This window comes from Caenispirillum bisanense, from assembly GCF_039523075.1.
GTDB lineage: Bacteria > Pseudomonadota > Alphaproteobacteria > Rhodospirillales > Rhodospirillaceae > Caenispirillum > Caenispirillum bisanense.
Genome location: NZ_BAAAEP010000027.1, coordinates 22,086 through 40,621, shown reverse-complemented (window position 1 = coordinate 40,621; position 18,536 = coordinate 22,086). Strand labels below are relative to the sequence as shown.

At 70.2% G+C, this 18,536-nt stretch carries 15 protein-coding genes; 12 read left to right on the top strand and 3 right to left on the bottom strand.

Going from position 1 to position 18,536, the window contains the following annotated elements; all coding sequences use genetic code 11:
• Positions 1-28 precede the first annotated feature (28 nt).
• The gene (gene cydB, locus ABD056_RS13225) at positions 29-1,033 is read right to left on the bottom strand and encodes a cytochrome d ubiquinol oxidase subunit II (RefSeq protein WP_343867307.1); all 1,005 of its coding nucleotides are present in this window, start codon (positions 1,031-1,033) and stop codon (positions 29-31) included.
• A gap of 21 nt (positions 1,034-1,054) precedes the next feature.
• Positions 1,055-2,476 (bottom strand): cytochrome ubiquinol oxidase subunit I, encoded by a 1,422-nt coding sequence (locus ABD056_RS13220; protein WP_343867306.1) that lies wholly within the window; start codon positions 2,474-2,476, stop codon positions 1,055-1,057.
• Positions 2,477-2,768: 292 nt separating this feature from the next.
• Here ABD056_RS13220 and ABD056_RS13215 point away from each other — a divergent pair, with 292 nt between their 5' ends.
• The 4 genes from ABD056_RS13215 to ABD056_RS13200 all read left to right on the top strand — a co-directional run bounded on the left by ABD056_RS13215 (position 2,769) and on the right by ABD056_RS13200 (position 9,085).
• Positions 2,769-3,545, top strand: a complete 777-nt coding sequence (locus ABD056_RS13215; RefSeq protein WP_343867304.1) for a hypothetical protein — start codon at positions 2,769-2,771, stop codon at positions 3,543-3,545.
• A gap of 96 nt (positions 3,546-3,641) precedes the next feature.
• On the top strand, positions 3,642-6,167 hold the full coding sequence (gene ptsP, locus ABD056_RS13210) for a phosphoenolpyruvate--protein phosphotransferase (RefSeq protein WP_343867302.1): 2,526 nt from the start codon (positions 3,642-3,644) through the stop codon (positions 6,165-6,167).
• Between the two features lie 14 nt (positions 6,168-6,181).
• Positions 6,182-7,144 carry a 1-phosphofructokinase gene (gene pfkB / locus ABD056_RS13205; protein WP_343867300.1) on the top strand — a complete coding sequence of 321 codons (963 nt, stop codon included), beginning with the start codon at positions 6,182-6,184 and terminating at the stop codon, positions 7,142-7,144.
• 21 nt (positions 7,145-7,165) lie between these two features.
• Positions 7,166-9,085, top strand: a complete 1,920-nt coding sequence (locus tag ABD056_RS13200) for a PTS fructose-like transporter subunit IIB (RefSeq protein WP_343867298.1) — start codon at positions 7,166-7,168, stop codon at positions 9,083-9,085.
• A gap of 54 nt (positions 9,086-9,139) precedes the next feature.
• Here the strand turns inward: ABD056_RS13200 and ABD056_RS13195 are convergent, their stop codons facing one another.
• Positions 9,140-10,330, bottom strand: a complete 1,191-nt coding sequence (locus ABD056_RS13195) for an ATP-binding response regulator (RefSeq protein ID WP_343867296.1) — start codon at positions 10,328-10,330, stop codon at positions 9,140-9,142.
• A gap of 390 nt (positions 10,331-10,720) precedes the next feature.
• Here ABD056_RS13195 and ABD056_RS13190 point away from each other — a divergent pair, with 390 nt between their 5' ends.
• The 8 genes from ABD056_RS13190 (at position 10,721) to ABD056_RS13155 (ending at position 18,497) form a co-directional block, all read left to right on the top strand.
• A complete protein-coding gene (locus ABD056_RS13190) occupies positions 10,721-11,827 on the top strand; it encodes a TRAP transporter substrate-binding protein (RefSeq protein ID WP_343867295.1) in 1,107 nt (368 codons plus the stop codon).
• Between the two features lie 81 nt (positions 11,828-11,908).
• Positions 11,909-12,499, top strand: coding sequence for a TRAP transporter small permease subunit (locus ABD056_RS13185; protein ID WP_343867294.1), 591 nt, complete (start codon positions 11,909-11,911; stop codon positions 12,497-12,499).
• Between the two features lie 21 nt (positions 12,500-12,520).
• Positions 12,521-13,879, top strand: coding sequence for a TRAP transporter large permease (locus ABD056_RS13180; protein WP_343867292.1), 1,359 nt, complete (start codon positions 12,521-12,523; stop codon positions 13,877-13,879).
• 176 nt (positions 13,880-14,055) lie between these two features.
• Positions 14,056-15,519, top strand: coding sequence for an IMP dehydrogenase (guaB, locus tag ABD056_RS13175; protein WP_343867290.1), 1,464 nt, complete (start codon positions 14,056-14,058; stop codon positions 15,517-15,519).
• Between the two features lie 89 nt (positions 15,520-15,608).
• On the top strand, positions 15,609-15,851 hold the full coding sequence (locus ABD056_RS13170) for a hypothetical protein (RefSeq protein WP_343867288.1): 243 nt from the start codon (positions 15,609-15,611) through the stop codon (positions 15,849-15,851).
• A complete protein-coding gene (locus tag ABD056_RS13165) occupies positions 15,838-16,323 on the top strand; it encodes a hypothetical protein (protein ID WP_343867286.1) in 486 nt (161 codons plus the stop codon). Before ABD056_RS13170 ends, ABD056_RS13165 begins: the two co-directional genes overlap by 14 nt.
• Before the next feature lie 78 nt (positions 16,324-16,401).
• A complete protein-coding gene (locus tag ABD056_RS13160; protein ID WP_343867285.1) occupies positions 16,402-17,736 on the top strand; it encodes an RsmB/NOP family class I SAM-dependent RNA methyltransferase in 1,335 nt (444 codons plus the stop codon).
• Positions 17,737-17,801: 65 nt separating this feature from the next.
• Positions 17,802-18,497: a PAS domain-containing transcriptional regulator gene (locus ABD056_RS13155; protein ID WP_343867284.1), complete on the top strand. Its 696-nt coding sequence runs from the start codon at positions 17,802-17,804 to the stop codon at positions 18,495-18,497.
• Positions 18,498-18,536 lie beyond the last annotated feature (39 nt).

Genomic DNA, 18,536 nt, shown 5'->3' with positions numbered 1-18,536 from the left:
GTCGGTGTTTCACCGGCCCGGTTTTTCGTCAGTAGTGGGCGTCGCCGGTCACCTTGCCGCGGAACACCCAGTAGGAATAGGCGGTGTAGATCAGCGTCACCGGCACCAGCACCGCCAGCCCGACCAGCACGAAGATCTGCGCCGACGGCGCGCTGGCGGCGTCGTAGATGGTGATGTCGGGCGGAATGACGTAGGGCCACAGGGTGACGCCAAGGCCGTAGTAGCTCGCCAGGAACAGGCCGAGGGTGGCGAGGAAGGGCACCTTGTCGTTGCGGGTGCGGGCGGACCGCAGCAGCACCCCGGCCAGCACCAGCCCGGCCAGCGGCGCCGGCGCCACGAACAGGATGCGCGGCCATTCGAACCAGCGGCCCATGATCCACTCGTGCAGGAACGGCGTCCACAGCGACACCACCACCGCAATCACCAGCACCAGGATGGTCAGCGGCGCCACCAGGGTCCAGGCCCAGTCGCGGGTGATGCCCTCGGTCTTCAGGATGGTCCAGCCGGCGCCGAGCAGCGAATAGCCGCACACCAGACCGACCGCGCACAGGAACGAGAAGGCGGAGAACCAGCCGAAGGCATCGCCGCTGAACTGCCGCCCCGTCACCTCCACCCCCTGGATGAAGGTGCCGAGCACCAGCCCCTGGGCGATGGTCGCCAGCAGCGAGCCGGCAAAGAAGCCGGTGGTCCACCAGCCCTTGGACGGCCCGCCCTGGGCGCGGAACTCGAAGCACACGCCGCGGAAGATGAGCCCGATCAGCATGAGCATGAGCGGGATGTAGAAGGCCGGCAGCAGCACCGCATAGGCCAGCGGAAAGGCGGCCAGCAGGGCGGTGCCGCCCAGCACCAGCCAGGTCTCGTTGCCGTCCCACACCGGCGCCACGCTGTCCATCATCAGGTCGCGGCAGTGCTCCGACGGCGCCAGCGGGTAGAGGATGCCGACGCCCAGGTCGAAGCCGTCCAGCAGCACGTACATGAAGACACCCAGCACCAGGATGCCGGCGGCGATCAGGGTAAGGTCGAGACTGTCCATGATCCGGGCTCCTTTGGCGGGTCAGAAGCCGCCCTTGTGGGGGCGCGAGCTGTCGGCGCCGAAGGCCGCCGGCTGTTTCTGGCCGAACACCGGCGCCTTGCCGAGGGGCTCCAGCTCCGGCGGCGGGCCCTTCACCACCAGCTTGCGGATGAACCAGATGCCGGCCGGGAAGATGACTGCATAGGCGACGATGAACAGCCCGAAGCTGAAGGCGACATCGCCGCCGGTGAGCGTCGGGGTGACGCCATCGGCGGTGCGCATCAGGCCGTAGACCACCCACGGCTGGCGCCCGGCCTCGGTCACCACCCAGCCGGCCAGAATGGCGACGAAGCCGATGGGCAGGCACCACTGCGACAGCGCCAGATACCACCCGGTGCCCCACGGCCCGCGCTTGCCGAAGCGCAGCACGGTGCCGGCGACGGCCATGAAGATCATGAACAGGCCGATGCCGACCATCAGCCGGAATGAAAAGTAGACCAGCGGCACGTAGGGCCAGTCGGTCCGCTCGAACTGGTCGAGGCCGACGACGCTGCCGGTCAGTGAATGGGTGAGGATGATGCTGCCGAGGTAAGGCACCGCCACGTCCCACGCCATGGCGCCGCGCTCCATGTCCGGCCAGCCGAACAGGCTGAGGGACATGGGCTCGCCTTCCGGGTTGGTGTGGAAGTGGCCTTCCATGGCGGCCAGCTTGGCCGGCTGGTGTTCCAGGGTGTTGAGGCCGTGCAGGTCGCCAATCACCGCCTGGGCCGGCGCCAGCACCAGCAGCAGCCACAGGGTCATGGACATCATGGTGCGGCTTTCCGTGACCGATTCCTCGCGCCGCAGCTTCCAGGCCGAGACCGCCATGACGCAGAAGCCGGTGGTCAGCATGGCCGCCGTGACCATGTGCAGCAGGCGGTAGGGGAACGACGGGTTGAAGATCGCCTGCCACCAGTCGGTGACCGCGAAGCTGCCGTCGGGCAGGATCTCGTAGCCGGTGGGCGTCTGCATCCACGAGTTGGCCGCCAGGATCCAGAAGCTCGACGCCAGGGTGCCGAGCGCCACCATGACGGCGGCGAAGGTGAACACCGGCTGCGACACCTTGTTGCGGCCGAGCAGCAGGATGCCGAGGAAGGTCGCCTCCAGGAAGAAGGCGGTCAGCACCTCGTAGGTCAGCAGCGGCCCGAGCACGTTGCCGGTGACGTCGGAGAACCGGCTCCAGTTCATGCCGAACTGGTAGGACATGACGATGCCCGAGACCACGCCCATGCCGAACGACACGCCGAAGATCTTGATCCAGAAGCGCGACAGCCGTCCCCAGACATCCTTGCCGGTGATCAGGTGCAGCACCTCCAGCAGGGCGATGTAGATGGACAGGCCGATGGTGAAGGCGGGGAACAGGATGTGAAACGAGATCACGAAGGCGAACTGGAAGCGCGACAGCAGCAGCGGGTCGAGTTCCATGACGGCTCCTCGGGGCGCACGGCGGGCAAGGCGGGGGCGGAAGCGGGCGGATGACGTTGTCCGATGCCGCAACGCGGGATGGCGCCCGCCGGTTGCAGCGGCAGGGGCGGCCGCGCGCGACAGGCAGCAGCCGCCGCGCCGGCGGCGCCATGCCCCCTCGTCGCGCCGGCGCCCGTGGGTGCGGCATCCCCTTCACCCCGCCGCGCCGGTGGCGCGGCATCCCCTTCACACTGCTGCCGTTTCCAGGCATGATCCGGCCTAGGGCGTAAGCCGATGGGCGAAGGACCTCACGATGAGCCATTCCGGCGAAAAATACCTGCGGCGGATGACCGGGCAGATCCTGGATGCGCTGGTGGCCGGCGTGGTGCCGAAGGCCAAGGACGGCCATGTCGACGTCGCCACCCTGCGGTCGCTGGCCGAGGCGCTGAAATCCAACCCGGAGTTCGACGCCTTCTACCACCAGGCCTATGTCCACCTGGCCGACGAGGTCGAGCGTGACGCGCGGCAGGAACTGCGCCGCAACGCCCTCGGCCGGCTGATGGTGCATCCGCTGGCCGGGCTGTTCAACGACGAACGGCTGGACCGCTCCATCCTTCCCAACCTGTTCCACTTCTTCCAGCTGTCGCTCGGCGAGCAGCTGGAGCATTACGCCGAAACCTGCAGCGAGATCGTCCAGCTGATGAAGCTGGAACGGGGCGAGGACTTCGCCTGGGACCAGTTCTATGCCGATCCGCAGGCGCGGGCCGTGCAGGCCAAGGTGCTGTGGACCATCGTCAAGGCGTTCAAGAACTTCGACGCCCGCCGCGACTGGTTCATCAAGCTGATGCAGTACCACCCGTCGTCCATCAGCCTGGGCGCCCACATGTTCATCGCCGCCCCCAAGCCCATGGGCGGCGAGGCGCCGCCGCCCTTCGGCAACGAGGAATTCTGCACCCTGTTCCACGCCCTGTTCTCGCCGCTGCACGACCTGCCGGCGGAAGAACGGGCCAAGCTCGCCACCATCCTGGACGACTTCGACCAGAAGCGGTTTGACCGCTTCATGCTCGACCTGGCCGCCTGCCGCCTCTGATCGGCTGCAACCGGCGGGCGCGGAAGCCCGTTCTTCCACGCGCATCGCAGCGACGCCCGCGCCGTCGCCTGCGGCGCCGGGAGGAAAGGAGCGCACATGCTGAGCCTGTCCAAGGACATGGTGGCCCTCGGCCGGGCGGCCACCGACAAGGCCGATGCGATCCGTCAGGCGGCGGCGATCCTGGCGGCAGCCGGCAAGGTCGATGCCGCCTATGCCGACAGCATGCTGGCGCGCGAGGCGCAGACCGCCACCTACCTGGGCAACGGCATCGCCATCCCGCACGGCCTGCGCGGCGACGCCGGCATGATCCGCGACACCGCCCTGTGCGTGGTGCAGTTCCCCGCCGGGGTGGAGTGGAACCCGGGCGAGGTGGTGCATCTGGCGGTGGGCATCGCCGCCCGCTCCGACGAACATATCCAGGTGCTTGCCAACCTCACCGACGTGCTGACCGACGAGGCGGCGGCCCGCCGCCTTGCCACCACCAGCGATCCGCAGGACGTGCTCGACCTGCTCAACCGCAGTGGCGACGACGCCTCCGGCGGCGGCGGGGCAGGGGCGGGCGGGGCCGAGGCGGCCCTGGCGGAACTGGCGGGCTACGGCGCCGCCGACAGCGTCACCATCTCCGGCCGCCATGGCCTGCACGCGCGCCCGGCGGCGGTGTTCGCCGGGCTGGCGAAGCAGTTCGCCGCCGACGTGCGGGTGGTCCACGGCGCCAAGGTCGCCAACGGCAAGAGCCTCGCCTCGCTGCTGACGCTCGGGGCCGACAGCGGCGCGTCCATCCGCATCCTGGCCGATGGCGCCGATGCCGAACAGGCGGTGCGGGAACTGGCCCAGGCGGTGCGCCAGGGGCTGGAGGAGGACGAGCCGCCGGCCGATGACGATGCCGGCGCCGCAACGCCGCCGTCGCCCGCCGCGCCACCGGTGGACTTCGCCGGCGACGTGCGGCAGGGCGTCGCGGCCTCGCCGGGGCTGGCCCTCGGGCCGCTCCACCGCCTGCGGCGGGCGGAGATTGCCGTGCGCGACGAAAGCCGCGGTGCCGGCCGCGAGACGGCGGCGCTGGAGGCGGCCATGGCGGAGGCGCGCGGCCAGTTGCAGGCGCTGCACGCGGCGGTGTCGGCCCGCTCCGGCTCCAAGCAGGCGGCGATCTTCCTGGCGCATCAGGAATTCCTCGACGATCCCGACCTGGCGGCGGAGGCGGCGTCGCTGATCGACGGCGGCCAGTCGGCCGGGCGGGCGTGGCAGATCGTCACCGAACGGCGGGCGGCGGAGCTGGCGGCGCTGGGCGATGCCACCCTGCGCGAGCGCGCCAACGACATGCGCGACGTCGGCGCCCGCGTGCTGCGTATCCTGGCCGGCCAGACCGGCGCCCAGACCGCGCAGCCGCTGCCGCCGCATCCGGTGGTGCTGGCGGCGGAGGATCTGGCGCCGTCGGATACCGCCACGCTCGATACCGACCGGGTGCTCGGCATCGCCCTGACAGCCGGCGGCCCCAACAGCCATTCCGCCATCCTGGCGCGGTCGCTGGACATTCCCGCCATTGTCTCGCTCGGTCCGGCGCTGGAGGGCGTCGCCGACGGCACCGAGGTGGTGGTGGACGGCGATCACGGCCTGCTGCTGGTCGCCCCCGACGCCGACGACCGCACCAAGGCCGAAGCCGCCCGCGGCGAGCGTCAGGCGGCGCGGCAGAAAGCCAAGGCGGCCGCCTACCAGCCGGCCTTCACCACCGATGGCGGCCGGGTCGAGGTGGTCGCCAACATCGGCCGCACCGACGAGGCGGCGCGGGCGGTGGAGGCGGGGGCGGAAGGCATCGGCCTGCTGCGCACCGAGTTCCTGTTCCTCGGCCGCGAGGATGCCCCCGGCGAGGACGAGCAGGCCGAGGCGCTGATGCGCATGGTGGAGGCCCTGAACGGCCTGCCGCTGGTGGTGCGCACCATGGACATCGGCGGCGACAAGGACATCCCCTTCCTGCCCATGCCGCCGGAGGACAACCCCTTCCTCGGCCTGCGCGGCATCCGTCTGGCGCTGACCCGGCCGGAGGTGTTCCGGCCGCAGCTGCGGGCCATCCTGCGGGCGGCCAGGGCGGCGCCCGAGGGGGCGGTGAAGGTCATGTTCCCCATGGTCGGCATGGTGGAGGAATTCCGCGATGCCCGCGCCCTGCTGGAGGAGGAACGGGCCGCCCTGGGAGCGCCGCCGGTGGAGGTGGGCATCATGGTGGAGGTGCCGTCCGCCGCCCTGATGGCGCCGGTCTTCGCGCCGGAGGTGGACTTCTTCTCCATCGGCACCAACGACCTGACCCAGTACACCCTGGCCATCGACCGCCTGCACCCGACCCTGACCCGCAAGGCCGACGGCCTGCACCCGAGCGTGCTGCGGCTGATCCGCACGGTGGTGGAGGCGGCGCACGCCCACGGCCGCTGGGTCGGCGTGTGCGGCAACATGGCGGCGGAGCGGGTGGCGGCGCCCATCCTCATCGGCCTTGGCGTCGACGAACTGTCGGTCAGCCCGCCGGCGGTGGCGCCCCTGAAGGCGCAGGTGCGCGGCCTGTCGCTGGCCGAGTGCCGCCGCCTGGCCGAGCGGGCGCTGGCCTGCGCCACCGCCGCCGAGGTGCGCCGCCTGGCCTGACGCAAGGAGTACGCATGTTCACCGCCACCGACCGCGTCTGCACCGTCACCCTGAACCCCGCCATCGACCAGACGGCCGGGCTGAGCGGCTTTCGCCCCGGGCGCGTCAACCGCATCGCCTGGGACCGTGCCGACCCCGGCGGCAAGGGCGTCAACGTTGCCGGCTTCCTGGCCGAGTTCGGCGTCGGCGTCAGCGTCACCGGCCTGATGGGGCAGGAAAACACCCGCTGCTTCACCGACCTGTTCGCCGCCAGACGCATCACCGACCGCTTCGTCGGCCTGCCGGGGCGGGTGCGCACCAACATCAAGCTGGTGGACGAGGCGGCCCATGGCGAAGGGGCGGTGACCGACCTCAACTTCCCCGGCCCCGCCGCCACGCCGGAAAGCCTGGAACAGTTGGGCGCCGCCCTCGACGTGCTGGCGGAGGACCATGCCATCTTCGTGCTGGCGGGCTCGCTGCCGGCGGGGGTGGACGACGACATCTACGGCCGCCTGACAACACGGCTGAAGGCGCGCGGCCGCACGGTGGTGCTGGACGCCAGCGGCGCCGCCCTGCGCCACGGCATCGCCGCCCGGCCGGCGCTCATCAAGCCCAACATCCACGAACTGCGCGATCTGGTCGGCCCGGTGGACGACGAGCCGGCGGCGGTGGCGGCAGCGGCCCGCCGGCTGGTGGGGCAGGGCATCGACTGCGTGGTGGTCTCCCTCGGCGGCGCCGGCGCCGTGCTGGTGGAGGCCGACGAGGCGGTCCATGCCGCCGCCCTGCCGGTGGAGCCGGTGTCGACCGTCGGCGCCGGTGACGCCATGGTGGCCGGGCTGGTGCTCGGCTGGCTGCGGGGCCTCAGCCTCGGGCCACGGGCGCGGCGCGCCACCGCCTGTTCCGCCGCCGCCCTCACCACCCTCGGCCCCCGCCTGCCGCCGCCGGCGCAGGTGGAGGCCCGCATGACCGAAGTCCGCCTGTCGCCCTTGCCTGCCTGATATCCCTGAGGGAGAGCCGTCATGGCCCGCATCGTCGCCGTCACCGCCTGCCCGACGGGCATTGCCCATACCTACATGGCGGCCGAGGCCCTGAAGAAGCAGGCCAGCCTGCTCGGCCATGCCATCGTGGTGGAAACCCGCGGTTCCGGCGGCACCGGCGGCGAGCTGTCGGCAGAGCAGATCGCCGAGGCCGATGCCGTCATCCTGGCCGCCGACATGACCGTGCCCACCGATCGCTTCGCCGGCAAGCCGATCTACGTCAGCTCCACCGCCGCCGCCATCCGCGACCCGCGGCAGGTGATCGAGGCGGCGCTGGGCGAGGAAGCCCACGATGCGCCCCCCCCCCCCCCCCCCCCGGCCCCGCCCCCGAGGGCGCCGCCGCCGCCTCGCCCGCCGCCGGCCGACGAGGCGCGGGCGCAGGTGATGGCCGAGCGGGGCGAGACGCCGGAACCGGTGCCGCCGCCGCCGGCGGGGGAGGGCAGGCGGCTGGTGGCCATCACCGCCTGTCCGACCGGCATCGCCCACACCTTCATGTCGGCGGAGGCGCTGCGCCAGGCGCTGGTCGGCATGGGGCACGGCATCAAGGTGGAGACCCAGGGCTCGGTCGGCGCCAAGAACACCCTGACCGACGAGGACATCGCCGCCGCCGACGCGGTGATCATCGCCGCCGACACCAACGTCACCACAGACCGCTTCGCCGGCAAGCCGCTCTACATGACCTCCACTGCCGCGGCGCTGAAGAACGGCCCGGCGGTCATCGCCGCCGCCCTGCAGACGCCGGCCGGATCGACCGCCGGCGGCGCCGGGGCGGCAGCGGGGGCGGCAGCGGGCGCGACGGCCGGGGGCGCCGGCTATCAGCAGGAGGTGCAGCGGGCCAAGCAGCAGCTGTCGGCGCAACGCTCCGGCCCCTACAAGCACCTGCTGACCGGCGTGTCCTACATGCTGCCGCTGGTGGTGGCGGGCGGCCTGCTGATCGCCCTGTCGTTCGTGTGGGGCATCACCGCCTTCGAGGAGGAGGGCACCATCCCCGCCGCCCTCATGCAGATCGGCGGCGGTGCCGCCTTCGCCCTCATGGTGCCGGTGCTGGCCGGGTTCATCGCCTATTCCATCGCCGACCGGCCGGGGCTGGCGCCGGGGCTGATCGGCGGCATGCTGGCGACGCAGCTGGGGGCGGGGTTCCTGGGCGGCATCATCGCCGGCTTCATCGCCGGGTATTCGTCGCTGTTCCTGCGCGACCGCCTGCGCCTGCCGCAGACCCTGGAGGGGCTGAAGCCGGTGCTCATCATCCCGTTGCTGGCGGGCGGCTTCACCGGCCTGATGATGGTCTATGTGGTGGGCGAGCCGGTGCGGGCGATCATGGATGGTCTGACCGCCTGGCTGAACGGCCTGTCGGGCACCAACGCGGTGCTACTGGGCGTGCTGCTGGGGGCCATGATGGCCTTCGACATGGGCGGGCCGGTGAACAAGGCGGCTTATGCCTTTTCGGTCGGCCTGCTGGGGTCGGACACCTTCGCCCCCATGGCGGCCACCATGGCCGCCGGCATGACGCCGCCGCTCGGCCTGGCGCTGGCGACCTTCATCGCCCGGCGCAAGTTCAATGCCGAGGAACAGGAGGCCGGCAAGGCCGCCGGGGTGCTGGGCATCTGCTTCATCACCGAGGGCGCCATCCCCTTCGCCGCCAAGGACCCGGTGCGGGTGATCCCCTGCATCATGGCCGGCAGCGCGGTGGCCGGGGCGCTGTCCATGTACTTCGGCTGCACCCTGCGGGCGCCGCACGGCGGCGTGTTCGTGCTCGGCATTCCCAATGCGGTGGGCAACCTGGGCATGTACATCGTCGCCATCCTGACCGGCACCCTGGTGACGGCGGCGCTGGTGGCGATCATCAAGCGCCCGGTGGAACGGGTGCAGACCCCGGCCCAGGCGGCGCCGAAGGCGCCCTGAGGAACAGCACCGGCGCCGAAGGCGCCCTGAGGAGCCTGAGGGGAGTGCCGCCGCTCAGGCCGACAGGGCTTCCGGCCGCGAGGCCTCGGTGGCCGGCGCCGCCGGCAGGATGACGCGGAAGGTGGTGCCGTGGCCGGGGCGGCTGTCCACCTCGATGCGGCCGCCCGACTTCACTGCCAGCTCGGCGCACAGCATGAGCCCGAGGCCGGTGCCGCGCTCGCCGCGGGTGCCGGGGGTGGAGTGGCTGCCGTCGACCCGGAACAGGCCGGCCAGCTGCTCCGCCGTCATGCCGACGCCGGTATCGCTGACCGCCAGCATCACGGCGCCGTCGCCGCCCGCCTCGGCGGTGATGCGGATGCTGCCGCCGGGATGGGTGAACTTCACCGCATTGCCGACCAGATTGCGCAGGATGGTATCCACCACCGCCGGATCGGCGCAGGCCGCCAGCGGCCCCGTCGCCTGCTGCAGGCGGATGCCCTTGGTGTCGGCGGCCAGCTGGTGCAGCGCCACGACCTTGGCCGCCACCTCCGCCAGCCGCACCGGCTCCGGCCGGAACTCCACCCGGCCGAGCTGCAGGCGCGACCATTCCAGCAGGTTCTCCAGCAGGTCGAAGGCGGTCTGGCCGCTGTCGTGGATGATCTGCACGTATTCCAGGATCTGTTCGCGCGGCATGGCCGGTGCCCGCTCCAGCAGCAGTTCCGAGAACCCGAGCAGGGCGTTGAAGGGGCTTTTCAGGTCGTGGGCGATGATGGAGAAGAAGCGGTCCTTCTCCGCGTTCAGGCGGGCGAGGTCGGCGTGGGCGCGCTCCAGCTCCACGCCGATGCGCCGCCGCTCGATGGCGTGGGCGATGATCCGCCGCATCATGCTGCCGTCGGTGAAGCCCTTGACCACATAGTCCTGGGCGCCGGCGCGAATCGCCTCAGTGCCCACCGACTCGTCGTCGAGCCCGGTCAGCACCACCACCGGCACCTCCGGCACCGCGGCGACCATGGTCTCCACCGTTTCCAGCCCGGCGCTGTCGGGCAGATGCATGTCCAGCAGCACGGCATCGGGCCTCTGCGCCGCCGCTGCCGCGCGGGCGGCGGCCAGGCTGCCGGCGTGGGTGACCCAATAATGGGCCGCCGCCTCCTCGGCCAGCATCAGCTGGACCAGGCGGGCGTCCATCGGGTTGTCCTCCACCAGCAGGATGCGGATCTCCTGCACATGCCCCTCCACCGGCGTCCATGGCGCACGCCGATATGTCACCCCTTGCACCTTACGGTGATGAACCTTTCGGATCATCGGGTCAATCAACCGCAAGAGATATGCGACTTCAGCACAAGGTCGCGGGGGTCGGTGGCATTTCTTTCGCCATAGAGGACTGGATGGGGGCGGCTGCCGATGACACCTCAGCACGAGGGCCGCCGCCGACGTGCCATCGCAGGCTGTGGCGGGATCAAGTTGTGTCCGGCGAGAGGCTGTTCGTGCGCAATACGTTGGGATCGTGCATGCGACACTTGTGCCTCCGCCCGTTGTTGGATAGCCTGACCGCGCGAGTACAGTATCCGCCGACGTCAAAGGGCCGGCGGCCAGAACAAGAAAAGACAGTGACCAGGCCGGCCAACGGCCGGCAGATCGACCCCAGGGAGGAAATCAATGTTCAACCGTGTAGCAAAGCACGCCGTTGCCGTGGCCGTCGCGGCCGTTGTTGCCGCCGGCACCGTCGGCGCCGCGCAGGCGCAGGAACGGGTGCGCTGGCAGATGACCATGGGCTTCGCCTCGACCCTGCCGGCGCTGGCCGATACGGCCCCCTGGGTGGCCGAGCAGCTGAAGGCCATGTCCGGCGGCAAGATCAACCTTGAGGTGTTCGAGCCGGGCAAGCTGGTGAAGGGCACCGAGGTTTACGACGCGGTCTCGTCGGGCAAGGTCGATTCGGGCTACGTCTGGGCCGGCTACGAAATCGGCAAGCTGCCGTCCTCCGCCCTGTTCGGCGCCGTGCCCTTCGGCATGGAGCCGTGGGAATTCTCCGCCTGGATGCTCGAAAAGGGCGGCCAGCAGATGATGGAGGAAATCTACGCCTCCCATAACATCGTGCCGCTGTTCTGCGGCACCATCAGCCCCGAGGCGGCCGGCTGGTTCCGCTTCCCGCTGGAGAACGTCGATCAGGTCAAGGGCCTGAAGATCCGCTTCGCCGGCCTGGGCGGCGAGATCCTGCAGAAGCTGGGCGCCTCCGTCACCGTGCTGCCGGGCTCCGAGCTGTTCGAGGCGCTGGAGAAGGGCGTCATCGACGCCACCGAGTTCTCGCTGCCGGTGGTGGACGAGCAACTGGGCTTCCACAAGGTGGTCAAGTACTACCACCTGCCGGGCTGGCACCAGCCGTCCACCAACCAGTACCTCTACATCAACAAGGCCAAGTGGGATCGCCTGGACGAGGCCCAGCAGGCCATGTTCCGCACCGCCTGCATCGCCGGCGTGGCGAAGTCGCTCGCCCGCGCCGAAGGCACCCAGGGCGCGGCCCTGAAGCGCCTGACGGAAGAGCACGGCGTCACCGCCGCCAAGGTGCCGGACGACGTGCTGGTGGCGCTCAAGAAGGCCTCCAACGAAGTGATGGCCGACTACTCCGGCCGTGACGCCGACTTCAAGCGCGTCTACGACAGCATGGTCGCCTTCATGGACGAAAGCGCCGACTGGAAGCGCCTCGGCTACCTGCCGCGCGACTGGCGCGACCAGCACCCCGACCTGTACGGTTCGGCCGGCCAGTAAGGCCGCGCCGCCTACGGTTCCTGACGGGCGGGGGCCGCGTGCCCCCGCTCATTTCCCCGACGACCTGACGACGGAGCTTCCATGAGCGCACCGCCCGTGGACCGCACGCCCGACCAGGGCGATGACCTGCCCGCCGACTACAGCCTGCCCCGTACCGCCATCTCCAACGTCCTCGACCGCGGCGTCCGCTGGATCGGCCGCACGAGCGCGTGGCTGTGGGTGGTGCTGGTGGCGGTCATCGTGCTGCAGGTGGTGCTGCGTTACGCCTTCAACATGGGCTCGATCCAGCTTGAAGAGCTGCAGTGGCACATCTATGCCGTCGGCTTCATCCTCGGCCTGTCCTACTGCTTCGTGGAAAACCGCCATGTCCGTGTCGACGTGGTGGCGGAGCGGCTGCGGCCGAAGACCCGCGCCTGGATCGAACTGATCGGCCTTCTCGGCATGCTGCTGCCGTTCCTGATCGTCATCCTGGTGCAGTCCATCCCCTTCATCGAAACCAGCTACCTGCAGAACGAGCGGTCCGGCGCCCCCGGCGGCCTGCCGTACCGCTGGATTCTCAAGTCCTTCATCTTCTGGGGCTTCCTGCTGCTGATCATCGCCGCCACCGCGCGGGTGCTGCGCTGCACCGCAATGCTGTTCGGCGTGCCGCGCCCGATCTGGCCGAAAGAGTAAGGCGGACGAAGGGGAATCATCGTGGAAAGCTACGAAGTCATCGTCGTCATCCTGCTGCTCAGCTTCATCGGCCTCATCTTCACCGGCTTCCCGCTGGCGTGGCTGCTGGGCGGCATTTCGTTCCTGTTCACCATCATCGCCTTCGGGCTGGTGAACTGGTTCGACGTGGACACCTACTTCCTGGACGAGTGGTCGGACTTCGCCGTCATCGTCGACCGCATATACGGCCAGATGTCCAACTGGGTGCTGGTCGCCTTGCCCATGTTCGTGTTCATGGGCCTGATGCTCGACCGCTCCGGCGTCGCCGAGCGGCTGATGAAGAGCTTCGCCAAGCTGTTCGGCGGCCTGCGCGGCGGCCTTGCCATCACCGTCATCGTCATCGGCGTGCTGTTGGCGGCCTCCACCGGCATCGTCGGCGCCTCGGTGGTGCTGCTGTCCATGCTGGCGCTGCCGATCATGATGGAGCAGAAGTACGCCAAGCCGCTGTCGAGCGGCGTGGTGGCCTCCGCCGGCACCCTCGGCATCCTCATCCCGCCGTCGATCATGCTGGTCATCATGGCCGACCAGCTGTCGCTGCCGGTGGGCAGCCTGTTCATGGGCGCCATGATCCCCGGCCTGCTGCTGGGCGTCGCCTACATGGTGTATGTGGTGGCCCTCGGCCTCATCAAGCCGGACGCCATGCCCGCCCCGCCGCGCCACGAACGCATCGGCTGGGCCGACGTGTGGGAGACGGTGAAGGCGGTGCTGCCGCCGCTGGCGCTCATCCTGGCGGTGCTCGGCTCCATCTTCTTCGGCATCGCCACGCCGACCGAGGCCTCGGGCATCGGCGCGCTGGGCGCCACCATCCTCGCCCTGCTCAACCGCCGCCTCAGCATCGACGTGCTGCGTCAGGTCTGCCGCGAGACGGCGCTGACCACGGCCTTCATCTTCGGCATCTTCCTCGGCGCCACCGCCTTTGCGCTGGTCATGCGCTCGCTCGGCGGCGACCAGTTCATCGGCGAGCTGCTGAAGGGCCTGCCGTTCCCGCCGTGGGGCGTGGTGATGTTCATCCTGTTCATCGCCTTCATCGCCGGCTTCTTCCTCGACTGGCTGGAAATCAGCCTGATCATCCTGCCGCTGGTGGCGCCGGTGGTGAAGGAACTGGGCTACGACCTGGTGTGGTTCACGGTGATGTTCGCCGTCTGCCTGCAGACCAGCTTCCTCACCCCGCCGGTCGGATTCTCGCTGTTCTACCTGAAGGGCGTGGCACCACCTGGAATAACCATCCAGCACATCTACCGCGGCGTCGTGCCGTTCGTGCTGGTGCAGCTGCTCATCCTCGCCTCGGTCTTCCTGTGGGATGACCTGGTGCTGTGGCTGCCGGCGCAGATGTACCGCTGACGCCCCGGCGTAGTCGGCCCGGTTCCGCCCATGCCCCTCCCTGTCCGTCGGGGAGGGGCATTTCCTTGCGTGGGGCCAGCCCTGCACGAAACGCTTGACAGCACATTTTCCTCTTGCTTGAGGCGGGGGGCTTTCTGTGTATAGTGGCGCGCACCTTACGAACCCCTGGAGGTGCCATGAACTTCCCCGAAGCCCTGACCTTCGACGATGTGCTGCTGGTGCCGGGTGCATCCAGCGTGCTTCCCGCCGAAGCGCAGACCCGCACCCGCCTGACCCGCGGTGTGGAGCTGAACATCCCGCTGGTCTCCGCCGCCATGGACACGGTGACGGAAAACCAGCTGGCCATCGCCATGGCGCAGACGGGCGGCCTTGGCGTCATCCACAAGAACATGGAGATCGACGCCCAGGCGGAGGAAGTGCGCCGGGTGAAGCGTTTCGAGTCGGGCATGGTGGTCAACCCGCTGACCATCACCCCGGACGCCACGCTGGCCGATGCCCTGCAGATGATGGCCGACAACCGCATCTCCGGCATTCCGGTCACCGAGCGCGGCACCGACAAGCTGGTCGGCATCCTCACCAACCGCGACGTCCGCTTTGCCAGCGACATGGCGCAGCCGGTCGCCAGCCTGATGACCCACGAAAACCTGGTGACGGTGCGTGAAGGCGTCACCCAGGACGAGGCCAAGCGGCTGCTGCACAAGTACCGCATCGAGAAGCTGCTGGTGGTCGACGAGGCCTACCGCTGCATCGGCCTGGTGACGGTGAAGGACATCGAGAAGGCCACCACCTATCCCAACGCCTGCAAGGACGCCAGCGGCCGCCTGCGCGTCGCCGCCGCCACCGGCGTCGGCAAGGACGGCATCGCCCGCGCCGAGGCGCTGATCGCCGCCGGCGTCGACGTGGTGGTGGTGGATACCGCCCACGGCCATTCCCGCGGCGTGATCGAGGCGGTGCGCGAGATCAAGCGTTTCGCCCCGGCGGCGCAGATCATCGCCGGCAACATCGCCACCCCGGAAGGCGCCAGGGCGCTGATCGAGGCCGGCGCCGACGGCGTCAAGGTGGGCATCGGCCCCGGCTCCATCTGCACCACCCGCATCGTGGCCGGCGTCGGCGTGCCGCAGCTGTCGGCCATCATGGAAGTGGTGGAAGAGGCGCGGAAGCACGACGTGCCGGTGATCGCCGACGGCGGCATCAAGTTCTCCGGCGACTTCGCCAAGGCCATCGCCGCCGGGGCGGACTGCTGCATGGTCGGCTCCCTGCTGGCCGGCACCGACGAGGCGCCGGGCGAGGTGATCCTCTACCAGGGCCGCAGCTACAAGTCCTACCGCGGCATGGGGTCCGTCGGCGCCATGGCGCGCGGCTCGGCCGACCGCTACTTTCAGCAGGAAGTGCGCGACAACCTGAAGCTGGTGCCGGAAGGCATCGAGGGCCGCGTCCCCTACAAGGGCCCGGCCAGCGGCGTCATCCACCAGCTGCTGGGCGGCCTGAAGGCGGCCATGGGCTACACCGGCAACGGGACGATCCCCGAGATGCAGCGCAACTGCAAGTTCCGCCGCATCACCAACGCCGGCCTGCGTGAAAGCCACGTCCACGACGTCGCCATCACCGCCGAGGCCCCCAACTACCGCATCAGCACCTGATCGACCGCAAGAAAGCGCGCAGCCCCTGGACAACCTGGGGCTGCGTTTGCTATGGCTTCCATCCGTAGGGGCGACGGGGGAGGCGGCGGATGGCATCTGGCGGCGAGGGCAAGACCTGGGCCGATGTGGGCCTCGCCATCGTGGACTTTGCTCGCCACGATCCGCTGGTGTTTTGCGGGGTAACCGGCTTCATCGCCCTGATCCTCTGGATTCTGGCACCGCGGGCGCGATATCTTCGGGGGGAACGCCTCCGGCGCCGCCTTGAAGATCACGACCGCCAGCTCGATCTACCCCTGGATACGAAAGACAGGAAGGAGGATGCCGATGCATGAGGGCTTGCAGATGCTGCTCTGGCTCGGTGCCATCCTCATCGCCTATGCCTTCCTCGGCAACCGGCTGCTGCGCGCTACCGATCCGCTGCGCGAGAAGGCCGGGCGCATGGCGCTGGAGCTGCTGCGCGACGACCGCCTGCCGGTGCGTTTCAAGCGCGCCCTGGCCCGGGGCACCGAAGACCTGATGAACCCCTGGCGGGCATGGTACATCGTGCTGACGGTTCCCTATTTTGCCGTCGTCGCAAGGGGCCGCCGCGATCCTCTCGACGAGATCGGCGACACTGCCTTGCGCCGGCAGGTCCGGACCACCGTCGGGCTCATTACGCTGGCGGTGGTGACCAACAGCGTGGCCGCCACGGCCCTGTTGCTCCTGCAGGCGGTCGTGGCGATCCTGTTCGCCGTGCCCATCGCCAAGACGCTGGACCTTGTGGCGGCGGCGGCCGATGGCCGGCGCAGCACGCGGCACGCCTGACCGGCCATCGCGGGGTTCCTTCCGGCCGCGAACCACGGTATACCTCGCGGCTTTCCTGTTGCGAGACTCGGACGATCCATGCACGACGCCGCCCGCCTGCAAGCCGCCATCGAACTGCTGACGGAGATTGAGGCCGTGCCGCGGCCGGCCGATGGTACCGCCTCGGCCTATTTTCGGGATCGGCGCTATATCGGCTCCAAGGATCGCCGGGCCATTGCCGATCGCGTGTGGGGCGTGCTGCGGCGGTGGGCGAAGCTGACGTGGTGGCTGCACTGGGGCGGCAGCCGCACCGGGCGCGACATCAAGATCTCCGCCCGCCAGCGGGTCATCGCCGACCTGATGATCACCGACCACATGAAGGCCGACGACCTGCCGCCCCTGTTCACCGGCGAGCGTCACTGCCCTGATCGCCTGTCCAACGGCGAACTGGCCATCGCGCGCGCCATCCAGGGCCGGCCGCAGTGGTCCAAGGACATGCCGCCGGCGGTGCGGTTCGAGGTGCCGGACTGGATCTGGAGCCGTTTCGCCGACCTTTTCGGCGAGGATGCCGAGCGCGAACTGACCGCCATGCTGGAGGAAGCGCCGCTCGACCTTCGCGTCAACACCCTGAAGGGCGACCGCGACGCCGCCATGGCCGCCCTGGAGGCGGAAGGCGTGCGCAGCGAGCCGGCGCGGCTGTCGCCGGTCGGCCTGCGGCTGCGCGGCGGGCGGGTCAATCTGGCCGGCCTCAAGGTGTTCAACGACGGTCTGGTGGAGGTGCAGGACGAGGGCTCGCAGCTGGTCGCCCTGCTGGCCGACGCGCGGCCCGGCATGGCGGTGGTGGACTTCTGCGCAGGCGCCGGCGGCAAGACCCTGGGCCTCGCCGCCGCCATGGACAACAAGGGCCGGCTGGTGGCCTGCGACGTCTCCGAGGGGCGGCTGGAACGCTCGGCGGTGCGGCTGAAGCGGGCCGGCGCCCACAACGTCACCCGCCGCACCCTCACCAGCGAGCATGACAAGTGGGTGAAGCGGCAGGCCGGCACCTTCGACCGCGTGCTGGTAGACGCCCCCTGCACCGGCACCGGCACCTGGCGCCGCAACCCCGACGCCCGCTGGCGCCTGAAGGACGAGCATCTGGAAGACCTCAAGGGCCGGCAGGCGAGCATCCTTGACAGCGCGGCGCGGCTGGTGAAGCCGGGCGGGCGGCTGGTCTATGCCACCTGCTCGCTGCTGCCGGAGGAGAACCAGGGCCAGATCGACGCCTTCCTCGGCCGCCACGGCGAAGCCTTCCGCCTGAAGCCGGTGGCGGAGGTGTGGGCGGAGGTGATCGGCTCGCCGCCGTGCCCGGCCGGCGGCGACACCCTGCGCCTGACCCCGGCCCGCCACCACACCGACGGCTTCTTCGTCGCCGTGCTGGAGCGCGCCGCCGCCTGACCGCTTCCCTTCGCCCCCGGCGCCGCCCATGATGGCGGCGTCGCGCCGGGCAGGGGGAGCGTGCCGTGAGTGATTTCGCCTATCGTCTGAAGACCACTGAGATCGGCGCCATCGTGCTGGCCGCCGACCTGACCGTGCGGGCGGTCAGCGGCTCGGTGGCGGCGCTGTTGCGGGTGGCGGCGGACCGGCTGGTCGGGCGGCCGCTGCTCGACATGCACCCCGGCGAGGCGCGGGCGCGGGTGGAACTGCTGCTCGCCCAGGCACGGCAGGCGCGCGAGGCGGCGGCGTCGATGATGGTGCCCTATCCCGGCCGCACCATCCATGTGCGGGTCTGCCCGCTGGCCGGCGGCGACGACGGGTTCGTGGTGGTGCTGCACGGGCTGGACGACGGCCCGCAGGCGCGCCCCACCGATCCGCAGCCGGGGCGGTTCCTGCTCAAGCTGCCGGTGGAGAGCGGCGGCGTCACCCTGTTCCTCGACCCCGACACCGCCTTCTACCTGCAGGCCGACGGCCATTACAGCCGCGTCCATGCCGCCTCCGGCAGCCATTTCTGCGCCCTGCCGCTGGCCGACCTGGAGCGACGGCTGGACCCGGCGGTGTTCTTCCGGCCGCATCGGTCGTATCTGGTCAACCTGCGCCATGTGGGCGGTTTCCGCCGCCGCGACACCGGCGCCGAGCTGGTGATGGCGCGGCCGGAGGGTCATGCGGTGCCGGTCAGCCGCTCGCGGGTGGCGGCGCTGAAGGACGTGCTGGCGGTGTAGGCGCCGCCGTTCGTGCGCCGCAGCCGCCGCTCGCGCAGC